Below are 15,546 nucleotides of genomic sequence, written 5' to 3' on the forward strand. Positions count from 1 at the left end.
CTGCATCGGAAGCGCTGGGCGGCGGGCGCGGCGGCAAGGAGTGGAGGACCCGGCACAAGTGAGTAGCAGAAAGATCCGTGTCGCGATCATCGGCGTGGGGAACTGCGCGTCATCCCTGGTTCAGGGGGTCGAGTACTACCGCCACGCTGACCCGAACGACTTTGTGCCCGGCCTGATGCACGTTGATCTCGGCGGCTACCACGTCGGGGACATCGAGTTCAGCGCCGCGATCGACATCGACAAGAACAAGGTGGGCAAGGACCTCTCCGAGGCAATCTTCACGTCGCCCAACAACACCTATAAGTTCTCCGATGTGCCGCACCTGGGCGTCCCCGTCCACCGCGGCATGACGCACGACGGCCTCGGCAAGTACCTCTCACAGATCATTGAGAAGGCGCCAGGCTCCACTGCCGACATCGTCGGCATCCTCAAGGAGACCGGCACCGACGTCGTCGTCAACTTCCTGCCCGTCGGCTCCGAGATGGCCACCAAGTGGTACGTCGAGCAGGTACTGGAGGCCGGCTGCGCCTTCGTCAACTGCATCCCGGTCTTCATCGCCCGCGAGGAGTACTGGCAGAACCGCTTCCGCGAGCGGGGTCTGCCGATCATCGGCGACGACATCAAGAGCCAGGTCGGCGCGACCATCACCCACCGCGTGCTGACCCGCCTCTTCGCCGACCGCGGTGTCCGCATCGACCGCACCTACCAGCTCAACTTCGGCGGCAACACCGACTTCCTCAACATGCTGGAGCGCGAGCGGCTGGAGTCAAAGAAGATCTCCAAGACGAACGCCGTCACCAGCCAGATCGACTACCCGGTGGATCCGGAGAACGTGCACGTCGGCCCGAGCGACTATGTGCCGTGGCTCCAGGACCGCAAGTGGTGCCACATCCGCATGGAGGGAACGACCTTTGGCGATGTGCCGCTCAACATCGAGCTAAAGCTCGAGGTGTGGGACTCGCCGAACTCGGCCGGCGTCGTGATCGACGCCATCCGCTGCGCGAAGCTCGCGCTCGATACCGGCATCAGCGGCGCGCTGCTCGGACCGTCGGCCTACTTCATGAAGTCGCCGCCCGTCCAGTACCACGACGACCAGGCCCGCGAGATGGTTGAGAGCTTCATCCGCGAGACCGTCGCGCATCGCGAGGCTGCCGAGGCTGCCGCTACCCCGGCCGAGCAGGGGTGATCCCAGCGGGGAAGGTCTGACGCTCGACTGTCGAGTGTCGAGCTGCCCCTGACACGTCGTCTGTCGAAGACGAAGCAGCCGGCCGGATTGCCCCGGCCGGCTGCACTGTTCCTCCGAAATCGGACAAAGCGGAGGCCGCCCGTGGACCTCGCGCCTCGTCGCCTCAACCTCTCGTACGTGCTGCATGAACCATCGACCAGTGCCATGGTTCGCGACGTCGCCGAGCGCGGCGTAGCCGAAGCGCGGCGCCTGCACCGGGCAACTGCTACCCTCGCGGCCCTCCCCAACCCCGTCCTCCGCGAGCGCGTCGTCGTGCTGTCCACCTCCCCACTGGACGCGTTCGCCAAACGGGCCACGCCTTCCGCGATCGCGTCCATCCACCTCGGTCCCTGGTGGCTCCTGCCGCGCATCCTCGGCCTGAGTGCATCGGACGGCACTCCCCAGCCGGTGCACTTCATCGACCAGCCCGCCGCGGCGGCCACCCGGATGGTGCCGTTTTTCCGCGCCCCGGCGCGACTCGCCCTGCCGGAGGCGTCGGCCCCGGACTACCCGGCCTGGTTCGCCGCGCTCGTGCTGCGGCCGGGCGGCGACACGCTCCTGCTCCGACTGGATGCGATCCCCGGGCCCGAGGTATCCCCTGGTGAGCGCGACGCGGCACTCCTCGGCGCCGCCGAGCGCGCCATCCGCGCCCATGTGGAACAATGGTCGTGCCCTGGTCCACTGTGGGATGCGCCCGCGGAGTTGAGCCTGCCTGAGTTTGCACCGGGCTAGTCGGGGTGAGTGGAGGTCGCGATGTGGACCCTGCGCGTGCTCCAGGTCGTCGCCTTCCTGACGCCGTATGTCCCGGCCGCGATCGGCTACACGATCTGCTGGTTCATCGGGGTCATTCTCGGTGGGCTCAACGTCCGCGCCCGCCGGAACGTGCTGTGTAACCTGCGCCGGGTTCTCCCCACAGCCGGCCCGATCCGGCTCCGGTGGCAGGCGCTGCGCGTCTTCGTCAGTGTCGTCACCAACTATTACGACCTGATCCGCCTCGGCCACATGGATCGCGACCGCGTGCTGGCGATGTTCGAGACCGAGGGCATCGAACACCTGACGGCCGCGCTGACGCGTGGCCGCGGAGTCATCATTCTGGCTGCCCATGTCGGTAACTACAACGTCGTCCCCAGTCTGCCGGTGGCCCGCGGCTACCCGACCGCGGTCGTGGCCGAGCGGGTGCATCCGGAGGAGCTCTACACCTATGTCAACGAGCTGCGGGCCAGCCTCGGGGTTCAGGTGATTCCGCCCGGCTCCGAATCCCTGCGGCCGATCATCCGCCTGCTGCGTCGCAACGGCATCCTCATCCTCGCCGGGGACCGCGACGTGGTCGGGAGCGGCATGCCGGTGCCGCTCTTCGGCGAACCGGCCCGCCTGCCGACGGGCCCGGTGCTCCTCGCCATGCGCACCGGCGCGGCGCTCATCCCGGCCGGCACGGTACGCAAGGGCAGCCGGCGGTCGCTTGCCTTCGTCGAGCCGGCGATCGAGATGGTCGACACCGGCGACTGGGATGTCGACCTGCGAGTGAACATGATCCGGATGGCCGAGGCACTGGAGCGGATGATCAGACGCGATCCGGGCCAGTGGGCCGTGCTCCAGCCTGTCTGGGACACCACCACGCCCGCGGACGAGGGCGCGCCACGAGCGCCACGCCGCAGGACCCGCGGGCGTCAGGAACCGGCCGAGCCTTCAGCGTCCACCACGCGATAGCGATACCCCTGGTCGACCAGGAAGCGCTGACGGCGGGCCGCGAACTCGACCTCGCGCGTCCCGGGCACGACCAGCGAGTAGAACACCGCCCGCCGCCCGGACTCCTTCGGCCGCAGCAGCCGCCCCAGCCGCTGGGCCTCTTCCTGCCGCGACCCGAACGCACCGGAGATCTGGATCAGCACGGCGGCATCGGGCAGGTCCACCCCGACGTTCGCCACGCGCGACAGCGCCAGGCAGCGGATCTCGCCACGCCGAAACGCGTCGTACAGCGCCCGTCGCTCCGCTGCCGGGGTCTGGCCGGTCACCATGGGCACACCCAGGGCACGCGCTGCGGCGGCCACCTCGATCAACCGGTGCGCCACCACCAGCGTCGGCTCACCCGCATGCCGCCGCGCCAGACGCCGCACCACCCGCAGCTTGGCCGCGAGGATGCGATCCGCGCTGGCCGCGCCCGTAGCCGGAGGCCGAACGCGCACCTCGACACAATCGACCGGGGAGATCCACCCGCGGCGCTCCAAGTCGCGCCACGGCACAGAGAAGACCGTCGGCCCGACCAGTGAAAAGACGTCGCGCTCCCGTCCGTCCTCCCGCACCAGTGTCGCCGTCAGCCCCAGTCGCCGCCGCGACTGGAGGCTGGCGCTCTGCCGGAAGATCTCGGCGGGCAGGGCATGGACCTCGTCGTAGATGACCAGCCCCCACGGCCAGTCGAGCAGGGCGCCCAGCGTGGCCTGTCGCCCGTTTGCGCGAGCAGTCAGGCGCTGGTAGGTGACCACCGTCACCGGAGGAGGCTCCCGCCCGGGGACGTACTCTCCGACCGAATCCGGAGGTAGGGTCGTCATCTCCCGCAGGTGACGCTGCCACTGCTCTCCAATCGTCCGGCTGGGTGTCACGATCAGCGTGGCCGACTGGAGCACCGCGGCGATCGCCACGCCGACGACCGTCTTGCCCGCACCGCAGGGCAGTAGCACCACCCCGCCGGTCACTGCCCGCTCAACAAAGCGCCGCACCGCCTCGGCCTGGTAGGGACGGAGCCGGACGTCCGGTCGGAGCGCGAACGCCACCGGCGCCGAGGCTGCCAGCACCGCCTCGTCTACGACCGGGTAGCCCTCATCGGCCAGCGCACGCTTGATCGCGCCCCGCTGGGAGTCCGGCACCACCAGCGCGTCGCCGTCCCACGCCAGCCCGTGCGCATCAGCCACGCGCGCCAGAAGCCCTCGGTCGGGCCCCGTCAGCCGCAGCCCCCCCAGTGGGCCGGTCAGCCGCAGCAGCCCGTAGCGTCCGATGACCTCCTGGATGAAGGCGACCAGGGTGAGCGGCGGAGGATGCTCGCCATACCGCTCCAGGAACGCGATGATCTCCTCAGCCGTCAGCCCACCGGCCGCGGCTGACCAGAGCGCCAGCTCAGTGATGCGGTAGGTGTGGTACGCCCCCGCCGCGTGTACGAGTTCTGCGAACTGGCGAATACCGTCCCGAGCCTCGGGGTAGGTGGCGGCGCCGGTCGACACCAGCACCGTCCGGTCCCGTTGAAAGATCAAGCAGCGGTCGCTTCGCACCCCGCCCCCTCACCGGCATCGGATCGACTCGAGCTCGGCATGCAGGTGCACGTACACCCGGCCGCACGCGAGATAATACACAGCCAGGCCGGTACGCTGGCAGGGTGGGCCAGACGCGTTGCGAGAGAGGAGTTTCAATGCGGATCATGGACGCGGCAGCAGCCGTCGAGCTGGTCGAACCCGGCAACAGGGTCTACGTCCATGAAGCGGCGATGGTCCCAACCACTCTCCTCGACGCCCTGGTTGAGCGCGCCCCGGAGCTGCGCGACGTCGAGATCGTCCACCTGCACACCGAAGCGCCGGCTCCCTATGTGGCGCCCGAGATGGAGGGCCACCTGCGCCACAATGCCTTCTTCATCGGCGCCAACGTCCGGGCCGCCGTCAACGAAGGCCGCGCCGACTACACTCCCGTTTTCCTCTCCGAGATCCCTGCTCTGATCGCCGACGGCACGCTCCCGATCGACGTCGCCTTCATCCAGGTCTCCCCGCCCGACCGGCACGGCTTCTGCCGGCTGGGTGCCTCGGTGGCCTGCGCCCGCGCCGCGGTCGACCACGCCCGCATCGTCATCGCCGAGTTCAACCCCCGGGTGCCGCGCACGCTCGGCAACTCCGCCGTCCACGTGAGCCGCATTACTGCCGCCGTAGAGGTGGACCGCCCGCTCCCATCCCACCCGATCCGGCCCTTCGGCCCGATCGAGCAGGCGATCGGCGAGCACGTCGCGGCGCTGGTCCCCAACGGCGCCACTCTTCAGATGGGCATCGGCACGATCCCGAACGCCGTCCTGGCCGCACTGCGCCATCACGAGGATCTGGGCGTCCATACGGAGATGTTCACCGACGGCCTGATCGACCTTATCGAGGCGGGCGTGATCACCAACCGCGCCAAGTCGCGCTTTCGCGGCCGCGTCGTCACGTCCTTCGCCGTCGGGACAGACCGGCTGTTCTCCTTCGTCGATGGCAACCCCTTCGTCGAATTCCACCCCAGCGACATCGTCAACGATCCCAGGGAGATCCGGCAGCAGTCGAAGATGGTGGCGATCAACTCCGCCATCCAGATCGACCTGACCGGTCAGGTCTGTGCCGACTCCATCGGCGAGCAGATGTACAGCGGCATCGGCGGGCAGATGGACTTCGTGCAGGGCGCGCTGCGCTCCCCCGGCGGGAAGGCCATCATCGCGCTTCCCTCCACGGCCAAGGGCGGCACCATCTCCCGCATCGTGCCCCGGCTCGACCCCGGCGCCGGGGTCGTCACCACCCGCGGGCATGTGCAGTGGGTCGTGACCGAGTACGGCGCGGTGAACCTGCGTGGGCGCACCCTGCGCGAACGGGCCGAGTTGCTCATCAGCATCGCGCACCCGGACTTCCGCCCGGACCTCCGCGCGGCGGCCGTCGCCCGGCGCCTGTTCGCGGTGTCTGAGTAAGTCGTCGGCCGCCCTCGCCGACGCCTCACGAGCGCGGGCGTAGCACGGAGCCTCGCGCGTTGCTCGTGTGTCGCTCCCCTCTCTCAATGTTGGGAGATGGGCGGGGTGAGGGCCGCTCCCACCGGGTCAAGCGAGGACGCCCGTGCTCCGCTGAGATCAGCTCGCCCCAAACCGGCCGCGGGCAAGCATGTTCCGTGTCATCCGGAGCGAAGCGAAGGATCTCGTGCTGGGGCCGAAGCACTCACCGGAGATCCTTCCCTCTGCGCAGGCTGACACCAAGACAAGCGATCCCCCGCATTTGGCATGACGACGGCCCCGTTTCCGCCAATCCCTCCCGCACGGGGATGCCGGTCCGGCGCTCAGGGGTACGAAAATGGTAGACTTGTGGCGGAAACTAGCTTGCTCCGAGTGACCCCAGGGAGGCCGACCACCCGTGGATATCGGAACCGTGCGGCAGATTGACATCGACGTGGAGATGCGTCGCTCGTATCTCGATTACGCCATGAGCGTAATCGTGCAGCGAGCGCTGCCCGACGTCCGCGACGGCCTCAAACCGGTCCAGCGGCGCATCCTCTACGCCATGCACGAGATGGGCCTGCGCCCACAGTCCCGCTTCCGCAAGAGTGCCGGTATCGTCGGGGAGGTCCTGAAGCTCTATCACCCCCACAGCGACAGCGCCGTCTACGACGCGCTGGTCCGCATGGTGCAGCCCTTCTCCCTGCGCTACCCCCTGGTCGAGGGGCAAGGCAACTTCGGCTCGGTCGACGGCGACAGCGCGGCCGCCATGCGCTACACCGAGGCCAAGCTGGCAGCCATCTCCGAGGAGATGCTCCAGGACATCGACAAGAACACCGTCGACTTCAAGCCGAACTACGACGGCGAGGCGCAGGAACCGGTCGTCCTCCCTGCCAAGCTGCCCAACCTGCTGGTCAACGGTGCCGCCGGCATCGCCGTCGGCATGGCGACCAACATCCCGCCGCACAATCTCGCCGAGGTCTGCGACGGCCTCATCATGCTGATCGACAACCCCGAGGCGACCAGCGATGACTTGCTCGAGGTCATCCAGGGACCGGACTTCCCGACCGGCGGGGTCATCCTCGGCCGGGAAGGCATCCGCGCCGCCTACGCCACCGGTAAGGGGCGAGTCGTCATCCGCGCCCGGACCCACATCGAGGAGATGCCGCGCGGCAACCGCTACCAGATCATCGTGACCGAGCTGCCCTACCAGGTGAACAAGGCCGCGCTGCTGGAGAAGATCGCGGAACTCGTGAAGGCGGGCCGGATCGAGGGCATCCACGACCTACGCGACGAGTCCGACCGTACGGGCATGCGCATGGTTATCGAGCTGAAGCGTGATGCGCAGCCTCAGCGCGTCCTCAACGCGCTCTTCAAGCACACCCAGCTCCAGCAGACCTTCGGGGTCAACATGCTCGCTCTGGTGGACGGCACGCAGCCGCGCGTGCTCACTCTGCGTCGGCTGCTGCAGCTCTACCTCGACCACCGGCAGGAGGTCGTCCGCCGGCGCACCGAGCATGAGCTGGGCCGCGCCCGCCGCCGTGCGCACATCCTCGAAGGGCTCAAGATCGCGCTCGACCACCTCGACGAGGTGATCCAGACCATCCGGCAGTCGCAGACGATCGAGAGCGCGCGGACCAACCTCATCAATCGCTTCGGCTTCACCGAGGTCCAGGCCAACGCCATCCTCGACATGCAACTGCGCCGCCTGGCCGCGCTGGAGCGGCACAAGATCGAGAACGAGTACCGCGATTTGCTCAAGGAGATCGCCGGGCTGGAGGAGTTGCTGGCCGACCCGGCAAAGATCCTGGCGGTGATCCGGGAAGAGTTGGTCCAACTCCGCGACAAGTTCGGCGACGAGCGCCGCACGCTGATCCAGGACGTATCGGGCGAGATCACCGACGAGGACCTCATCCCCGACGTCAGCGTCCTGGTCATGATCACCAACCGCGGTTACGTCAAGCGGATCGCCGACGGCACCTACCGCCAGCAGCACCGCGGCGGCCGCGGCGTGACCGGGATGACCCTGCGCGAGGAGGACGGCGTCCACCGCATCGTCGCCGCCCGCACCCACGACAGCCTCCTCTTCTTCACCGACCGCGGCCGTGTCTTCCAGCTCAAGGTCTGGGAGTTGCCCGACTCCGGGCGCACCGCCCGCGGCATCCCGGTCATCAACCTGATTGGCATCGAACCGGGGGAGACGATCACAGCCCTGCTGCCGGTGCGCGACTTCGCGTCGGCTCGGTACCTCTTCATGTGCACCCGCAACGGCCGGGTCAAGCGCACCCGCCTCGACCAGTTCGCCTCCGTCCGCTCTTCCGGCCTGATCGCCATCGGCCTGGAGGAGGGCGATGAGCTTGCCTGGGTGCGGCTCACCTCTGGGAACGACGAGCTGATCCTGGTCACCGAGCAGGGGCAGGCGATCCGCTTCAAGGAGACGGATGTCCGTCCGATGGGCCGCCCCGCCGCCGGGGTGATCGGCATCCGCATGGAGCCGGGCGACCGCGTCATTGCCGCCGAGGTGGTGCAGCCGGATCAGGACCTCCTCGTGGTCTCAGCCAACGGCTACGGCAAGCGGACCGCCCTCTCGGAGTTCCGCGTCCAGGGCCGGGGCGGTCAGGGCGTCACCGCGATGAAGATCACCGAGCGCAACGGCCCGGTGGCCGCGGCCCGCGTCGTCACGGACACCGACTCCATCATGCTCGTCAGCTTGCGGGGAATGGTCATCCGGGTGCCGGCCGAGCAGATCTCGCGCATCGGCCGCATGACCCAGGGCGTGAGCATCATGCGCCTGCAGGAGCAGGACCAGGTCGCCTCGGTGACGGTCATCCGCACGCCGGAAGACGCCGAGATGGCGGACCTGGAGGAAGCCTCCGCCGACACATCCGAGACGGCCGGCGCAGCCCGCGACGAAGCGGCGGGCGAATAGCCCGCGCCTAGCGCCAGCGCTCCGACGTCGGCCCGACCTCCGCCACGTCGCTCCGCTCTTCAACCGCCGGGCGTCGGCGTGCCCGCGCGCGCCGCGGCCAGTGCGGTCGCGGGCCAGACACCGCCGGTCGACCCCGGACCCCGAAGAGAGGCGCCGCCGCCACCAGCACCAGGCCGAACGCGATCAGCAGCGGGTGAAAGCCGCTCACCGGCGCCGGGCGCTGCGTCAGCGCGCCCAGCCCTGGCCCTAAGAGCAGCACGATCAGGTAGACCACCGCCGCCAGCGGCGCGAGCCAGAGACGCCACACCGACGGCGCCAGCCAGGCGGCGCCAGTCGCCAGCGCGGACAGCAGATACACCCCGGCCAGTGCGACGAAGACCGTCGCATCCCGGTAATCGGTCAGCGCGGGAACCAGCGCCGGCGCCTGGAGCACCGCCGGGAGCAACAGGATCCCGGCCAACCCCACCCGGCGGCCCCCGATCCAGCCCGCCACCCCGCCGAGAAGCACCAGCAGCACGAACGCGGCCAGTATGGTCTCCAGGTACGCCCGCCGCTCGGCGGCCATCATGCGCGCCGGGCCGGACGCGACGAATCCGTTCCAGACCAGGACCGGTGTCAGCAGGGTCAGGGTCGCGAAGTCCATCAGCCAGACGGTGCCCCACGCGGGCCAACCCGTCCGCCACGCACGGAAGGTCCCCAGGAGCAGAGCCAGGAGCACGACGACCGACAGCCCGGCCTGGACCAGCGCCGGCAGGGGCACGACGCGGCTGCCGATCAGCGCGAGGCCGATCCCCGCGCGGCCGCCGGCGGCGAGGATGGCATTCGCCCAGACGGCCCGGCGATCCCCAGCGGGCCGCACCACGCGCGGCGGCGCGACGCGCGCTCTCTCCTGTGTGCTGGTCGATGGCTCCCAGCGCTCCAATACACTCCCTCCCCGAGACCCTCAGCGGGCGAGTATAACACGCACCTCGGGCGGCCCCGCGTCCTGGCCGTCGCGTCCCGAGGCAGCGTGCCCGCGAAATGCTACGATATGCGTATGCCGCCACGGGGCCGGCGCGTCGTGGGAGGAGTAGGGAGGATTAGAACGGACATGGCCAGGCGCCAGAGCGCACGGCTCGGGGTCTTCGGCGGCACGTTCGACCCGATCCACCTGGGTCACCTCATCATCGCGGAGGAACTCCGCGTCCGCCTCGGGCTGGAGCGCATCCTCTTCCTCCCGGCCGCGCGCCCTCCCCACAAGACCGACCGCCACATCAGCCCGGACGAGGACCGCGCCCTGATGGTCGAGATGGCCATCGCCGGGAACCCGCACTTCGGCGTCTCCTACGTCGACCTCCAGCGCGGCGGCCTGTCCTACACCGCCGACAGCCTCGAGATCTTGACCCAAGAGTACCCCTGCCACACGCTCTACTTCCTGATGGGCCAGGACTCGCTGCGGGACTTCCCCAACTGGCACGACCCCAACCGCATCGCACGTCAGGCTCTCCTCGGCGTCGCCCTACGCCCCGGCGTCACCGTGGACATCGACGCCATCGTGTCACGCGTCCCCGAGGCCGCGGGCCGCATCACCCTCGTCGACGTGCCGCTGATCCAGATCGCCTCCCGCGTCATCCGCCAGCGCGTCCACGACGGCCTCCCCATCACCTACCAGGTCCCCCGCGAGGTCGAGCAGTACATCCTCCGCCGAGGGCTGTATAAGGACAGGTAGCGCATCACTGGCGAGTGCTGGCTCTCCGTCGGAGTCATTCGCGGGGGTGGGGTGGCAAACGTGGGTGGCGACGTGGATCCTGGACAGGTGGTGAGAAGATCCCACGTCGTGGTCTGACCCGAAGGTGGGTGGCGCGAACGTTTCTGCGCGGGGCCCGTGCCCGGGGCTCAAGCCCCGGGCTGACAACGAAAGCCGGCTCAAGCCGGCTTTGGAGTGCGGCGGCCAGAGCCGCCGCTTTGGTATGGCGCGGCACGAGCCGCGCGCAGGGGATTGTTTCGTACCCGGTTGTATGGGTGTACGTGGTCGGCACGTGCCCGGGGCTAAAACGCTTGGTGTGAGTTAGCCGGGGCATGCTGTGCCCTCTTGACACAGGAAGGTGCCCACTTCCATACGGGAGATAGCTCGTATCCGTCTCCCACGAAAGGAGCACCCGATGGATGTGGACACCTTCCTGATTACAGTCTATGTCCTGGTCGACACCTTCTGCCAGACCCACCTGCCCCCGGAGCCCCACCGCCCCGGCCCCGCGCCGGCCCTGAGCCGCAGCGAGGTCTTGACCCTGGCCATCTTCGGGCAGTGGATGAGGTTCTCCAGTGAGCAGGACTTCTACCGCTACGCCGAGCGCCACCTGCGCCCCTACTTCCCGACCCTGCCCCACCGCAGCCAATACAACCGGCTGCTGCGGCGGCATCAGGTCGCCCTGGCCCAGTTCGCCCTCTACCTGGCAGACCAACTTGGCCGGGGGCCAGTGGCGGTGGATGTGCTCGATGTGGCGCCGGCTCCGGTGCGCAACGCCAAGCGCCGCGGGCGGGGCTGGCTGGCCGGCGAGGCCAACATCGGCTTCAGCTTGCGCCTGGGCTGGTTTGCCGGCTTCCGCGTGCTGACCGCCGTCAGCCTGGAGGGGGCGATCACCGGCTGGGGCGTGGCCCCGGCCAGCACCAATGAGCGGTCCCTCGCCGAGACCCTGATTGCCTGTCGGGCCCACCCCGATCCCCGCCTGCCCAGTGTCGGCACGCCGGTGGCGACCTATCTGGCCGACAGTGGCTTTGCCGGCGAGGACTACAAGGCGCACCTGGCGGCCACCTATGGCGTGACGCTGGTGGCCACCCCGCAGCGGGGCAGTCGGCGGCGCTGGCCCAAGGCGGTCCGCCGCTGGGTGGCCCGCCATCGCCAGATCGTGGAGACGGTCGTTGGACGACTGCTGCACACCTTCGGCCTCGAGCGGGAGCGCCCGCACACCCTGGCGGGCTTCCAGGCGCGACTGGCGGCCAAGGTGGCGCTGCACAACCTCTGTTGCTGGCTGAATCGGCAGCAGGGGCGGCCGCTGCTGGCCGTGGCGAACCTGATCACCTGGTAGCCACGGCGCCCTAACTCACACCAAGCGTTAAAGCCGCCGGGCTGACATTGGGTAAGCCCACTGAAGGGGCTACGATGGCCACGCACGGGCGAATCCGATCCGGCAACCAACTGGGCGCTGATTCCCCAGCCCCTTCAGTGGGCTTCGCTTCCTAGCCCGGCGGCTTTAGCCCCGGGCACGCGCCGACCGGTGGATACCCTACCGGGTGGTCCGTGATGACGAGAACTTTCAGGGAACCTTCTCCTCCGACACTGAGCGCGCCCGCGAACCAGGCGGTTCGGCTCGCGGGCGCGGCGAGCTGTCTCACCTCGCCGCTAGAGTAGACTGGTGACCGAGAAGGAGGGAGAGCGTGAGGCTGAGACGCATCCTCGGCGCGGCCATGATCGGGGCGGCGCTGGTCGCGCAGGCGGTGGCCCCGGTGTCGGCAGGACTGTCAGATGCCGACATCGCGTTTGGTGAGTGGTGGTACTATTGGGACCGGCCGGTTGCCCGGGGAGACGTGAAACGGTCGTGGGTCTGGGGCACGCCGATTCTTGAGGATCCGGACACCGAGCCCTATGTCGAGGGGCAGGTATGGCCTGGTAGGGGGACAGGCGAGCGGCGCGTGGAGTACTACGACAAGGCCCGCATGGAGTATTGGCCTGGCGCGGCGGGGCGCCCGCACCCCGATGAGGATCTGTGGCGGATCACGACCGGTCTCTTGGCGACCGAACTGATGACCGGGCGGTTGCAGTTGGGGCATGACACGTTCGAGCCGCACACCCCCTCGGCGGCGCCGGTGGCGGGCGACCCTGACAGCGGGGACATCACCCCCAGCTATGCCGCGATGGGCAAGGTGATGGGCTACCAGCCGATCCCGGCGGGGTGGACGATCATCCAGACGATCGACGCGCACGGCAACGTCGGGGCGGATCAGCGGTTCGCGCAGTATGGCGTGACGGCGTTGGACGTGGGGGCGCCGACGAATCACACGGTCGCCTCGGTGTTCTGGGAGTGGATGACCCAGGATGGCGTCACGTATCGGTACGATGGTGAGCTGGTGTCCGGCCCGCTCTTCCCGAACCCGTTCTATGCAACGGGGTATCCGACGACCGAGGCGTATTGGACGCGGGCACGCGTCGCGGGCGTCGAGACGGACGTGTTGGTGCAGTGTTTCGAGCGGCGGTGCATGACATACACCCCGAGCAACCCCGAGGGGTGGCGCGTCGAGATGGGGAACATCGGCCGGCACTATTACCACTGGCGCTACACCGAGATCCCGGCCGAGACGCAGGAGCCGTAGGCTGCCCCAGGCCCGGGACGGCTTGCTCCGTGGCCCGATCTACGCCAGGAGTCGTGCCCAGCCGGCTTATGGAGTTTGACGAATGAGCGTGATCCACCGGAGCCCACCCCGGCGCTCGGTCGCGGTCATCCTTCGCTGCGCCGGGGGCGGCGGCCAGCCGCCCCCGGCGCAGCGAAGGATCTCGCGCGGGAGCGGCCACGCACCGGAGAGATCCTTCGCTGCGCTCAGGATGACATGGCGCTCAGGATGACATGCGCGCGGGAGCGGGTTGCTGGCGGGTAGACCAGGGTAATTCGTCAAAGTTCATCAGCGGGCTTTCGTTGTGAGCCCGGGGGTCATGGAGTGTGATGAATGATTTGGGTGTCCGCCGGGCGGCGCGTGCCCGGGGCTAAAGCCACCGGGCTGACAATGAAAAGCCCACTGAAGGGGCTAGGGACGCTGGGCCCGGTGGGAGGCCGGATCGGCTCTGCCTGCGTGTCGCCATCGCAGCCCCTTCAGTGGGCTTACCAAGCTATCAGCCCGATGGCTTTAGCCCCGGGCACCGACCACGGCACGGGGTCTTTCCACCACCCATCGCGGCAACGGTCGGCAACTGCCCGAGCCGGCGGACGCGGTCGGGAGACGGCGCGGCCGGTATGCAGGATTAATTCGTCAAACTCCATCACCCCCGGGCAGCTGGCGCGCTGGCAGGACCGATCCCCGTGCCGCTGCTGGCCACACACCGGAGTGACGCGGGGTTTTTGAGCCTTTTGACACACTGGCAGGCGAGGTCTATAATGCGAAGCGCCCGCCGGTCCGGCGGGCTCACTTATGAATGCATGGAATGCCGGGGCCGGACCGCGGTGCCCAGCCACGAGGAGTTTTCACCGTGCGGATCAAACCGGGTTTCGCGTTGATCCTCATCGTCCTGCTCACGCTGGGCGCGGTCTGGGTTGACCTCCCCGACGGGGTACTCGACCCCTTCAACTGGAAGGGCGACCGCATCTCCGTCCATCAGGGGCTCGACCTCCAGGGCGGCCTGCAAGTGATCCTCCAGGCCCAGCCGCCGGCCGGGCAGTCGGTCAGCCGCGACGCACTCCTCGGCACCCGTGACACGATCGAGCGCCGCGTCAACGCGCTCGGCGTGAGCGAGCCGCTGATCCAGACCCGGGGTGACGACCAGATCGTGGTCGAGTTGCCCGGCATCGAGGACCCCGAAGCCGCCGTCAATATCCTCAAGGAGACGGCGCTCCTGGAGATCATCAACCCCAACGGGCAGTACCTCCCCGAGGGCATGCTGGTTAACACGACGCTGGGGCCGGCGGACTCGGTCGGCACGGGCAGCCCGGCAGCGACGCCCAGCGCCACGCCGAGTGCAACGCCGGAAGCCACCCCCGGCGCCGACGGCGCGGCCGGGACCGAGGCCGAAGCCACGCCGGAGCCGAGTGGTCCAGTCTACGAGACGATCGTCACCGGGGCGGACCTGAAGGACGCCTACCCGACCACCGACCCCCAGACCGGCGTCCTGGTCGTCGGCTTCGAGCTGAAGCCCGAGGCCGCGCAGAAGTTCTACGACTTCACCAGCACCCACATCGGCCAGCCGATGTCGATCGTGGTCGACAAGCGGGTCATCAGCACTGCCGAGATCCGGAACCCCATCCGAGACTCGGGGGTGATCCAGGGGATGCCGGCCGCCGAGGTCAACGCGCTGGCGCTGCAGCTCAAGTCGGGCGCGCTGGCCGTGCCGCTGGAAGTGGTGCAGAGCCGCACCGTCGGCCCGACCCTGGGTCAGGACTCGATCGACAAGAGCATCGTGGCCGGCGCGGTGGGACTGGCGCTCGTCGCCCTCTTCATGATCCTCTTCTACCGCGTGCCGGGCGTCCTCTCGGTCGTCGCCCTGATGGTCTACAGCGCGATCGTCTTCGCCCTTTTCAAGTTGATCCCGGTCGTGCTGACGCTGGCCGGCATCGCGGGGTTCATCTTGTCGATCGGGATGGCGGTCGACGCCAATGTACTGATCTTCTCGCGCATGAAAGAGGAGTTGCGCCGGGGTAACCCGGTGCGGCGCGCCATCGAGGCCGGTTTCGACCACGCCTGGCCGTCGATCCGCGACTCGAACGTCTCGACGATGATCACCTGCGTGATCCTGTACTGGTTCGGGCGGTATACGGGCGCCAGCATCATCCAGGGATTCGCCCTCACGCTCTTCATCGGGGTGGCGGTCAGCATGTTCAGCGCCATTACCGTCACCCGCACCCTGCTGCGCGTCATGCTGACCCGTGGGTTCTTCCACAACGAATGGTGGTTCGGGGTCGAGTCGGCGCCCATCCCGCCGGCCGGGCGGGCGGCCAGCCGATGATGAGCACCAGC

The 15,546-nt window shown here is 68.7% G+C and carries 11 protein-coding genes; 9 read left to right on the forward strand and 2 right to left on the reverse strand.

What is annotated here, in order from left to right; all coding sequences use genetic code 11:
- The first annotated feature begins 58 nt into the window (after window positions 1-58).
- From STHE_RS08690 to STHE_RS17955, 3 genes are all read left to right on the forward strand, one after another.
- Window positions 59-1,186 carry an inositol-3-phosphate synthase gene (locus STHE_RS08690; RefSeq protein ID WP_012872197.1) on the forward strand — a complete coding sequence of 376 codons (1,128 nt, stop codon included), beginning with the start codon at window positions 59-61 and terminating at the stop codon, window positions 1,184-1,186.
- A 141-nt stretch (window positions 1,187-1,327) separates the two neighbouring features.
- Window positions 1,328-1,957 carry a hypothetical protein gene (locus STHE_RS08695; protein WP_012872198.1) on the forward strand — a complete coding sequence of 210 codons (630 nt, stop codon included), beginning with the start codon at window positions 1,328-1,330 and terminating at the stop codon, window positions 1,955-1,957.
- 21 nt (window positions 1,958-1,978) lie between these two features.
- On the forward strand, window positions 1,979-2,932 hold the full coding sequence (locus STHE_RS17955) for a lysophospholipid acyltransferase family protein (RefSeq protein ID WP_012872199.1): 954 nt from the start codon (window positions 1,979-1,981) through the stop codon (window positions 2,930-2,932).
- Here the strand turns inward: STHE_RS17955 and STHE_RS08705 are convergent.
- Window positions 2,893-4,467 (reverse strand): DNA repair helicase XPB, encoded by a 1,575-nt coding sequence (locus tag STHE_RS08705; protein ID WP_041399869.1) that lies wholly within the window; start codon window positions 4,465-4,467, stop codon window positions 2,893-2,895. The two genes, STHE_RS17955 and STHE_RS08705, sit on opposite strands and share 40 nt — an antisense overlap.
- Window positions 4,468-4,622: 155 nt before the next feature.
- On the opposite strand from STHE_RS08705, the gene STHE_RS08710 reads away from it, so the two are divergent.
- Both STHE_RS08710 and gyrA read left to right on the forward strand, forming a co-directional pair.
- Window positions 4,623-5,906, forward strand: a complete 1,284-nt coding sequence (locus STHE_RS08710; RefSeq protein ID WP_012872201.1) for an acetyl-CoA hydrolase/transferase family protein — start codon at window positions 4,623-4,625, stop codon at window positions 5,904-5,906.
- A gap of 433 nt (window positions 5,907-6,339) precedes the next feature.
- Window positions 6,340-8,850, forward strand: a complete 2,511-nt coding sequence (gene gyrA / locus STHE_RS08715) for a DNA gyrase subunit A (protein WP_012872202.1) — start codon at window positions 6,340-6,342, stop codon at window positions 8,848-8,850.
- 7 nt (window positions 8,851-8,857) lie between these two features.
- Here gyrA and STHE_RS08720 read toward each other — a convergent pair whose 3' ends face one another.
- Entirely contained in the window at window positions 8,858-9,772 is a 915-nt protein-coding gene (locus STHE_RS08720; RefSeq protein ID WP_012872203.1) for a hypothetical protein, read from the reverse strand.
- A gap of 168 nt (window positions 9,773-9,940) precedes the next feature.
- Between STHE_RS08720 and nadD the strand changes: the two genes are divergently transcribed.
- The 4 genes from nadD to secD all read left to right on the forward strand — a co-directional run bounded on the left by nadD (window position 9,941) and on the right by secD (window position 15,535).
- On the forward strand, window positions 9,941-10,558 hold the full coding sequence (gene nadD / locus STHE_RS08725) for a nicotinate-nucleotide adenylyltransferase (protein ID WP_012872204.1): 618 nt from the start codon (window positions 9,941-9,943) through the stop codon (window positions 10,556-10,558).
- Window positions 10,559-10,991: 433 nt separating this feature from the next.
- A complete protein-coding gene (locus tag STHE_RS08730) occupies window positions 10,992-11,915 on the forward strand; it encodes an IS982 family transposase (RefSeq protein WP_012870543.1) in 924 nt (307 codons plus the stop codon).
- A 349-nt stretch (window positions 11,916-12,264) separates the two neighbouring features.
- Window positions 12,265-13,197: a hypothetical protein gene (locus STHE_RS08735; RefSeq protein WP_012872205.1), complete on the forward strand. Its 933-nt coding sequence runs from the start codon at window positions 12,265-12,267 to the stop codon at window positions 13,195-13,197.
- Between the two features lie 868 nt (window positions 13,198-14,065).
- Complete coding sequence (secD, locus tag STHE_RS08740) at window positions 14,066-15,535, forward strand: protein translocase subunit SecD (RefSeq protein ID WP_012872206.1); 1,470 nt, start codon at window positions 14,066-14,068, stop codon at window positions 15,533-15,535.
- The last annotated feature ends 11 nt before the right edge of the window (window positions 15,536-15,546 follow it).

The organism is Sphaerobacter thermophilus DSM 20745, from assembly GCF_000024985.1.
Classification (GTDB): domain Bacteria; phylum Chloroflexota; class Chloroflexia; order Thermomicrobiales; family Thermomicrobiaceae; genus Sphaerobacter; species Sphaerobacter thermophilus.

Excerpts from the sequence above, each read along its gene's own strand:
- nadD (WP_012872204.1), top strand. The coding sequence starts at position 9,941 with ATGGCCAGGCGCCAGAGCGCACGGCTCGGGGTCTTCGGCGGCACGTTC.
- STHE_RS17955 (WP_012872199.1), top strand. The coding sequence starts at position 1,979 with ATGTGGACCCTGCGCGTGCTCCAGGTCGTCGCCTTCCTGACGCCGTAT.
- STHE_RS08710 (WP_012872201.1), top strand. The coding sequence starts at position 4,623 with ATGCGGATCATGGACGCGGCAGCAGCCGTCGAGCTGGTCGAACCCGGC.
- STHE_RS08730 (WP_012870543.1), top strand. The coding sequence starts at position 10,992 with ATGGATGTGGACACCTTCCTGATTACAGTCTATGTCCTGGTCGACACC.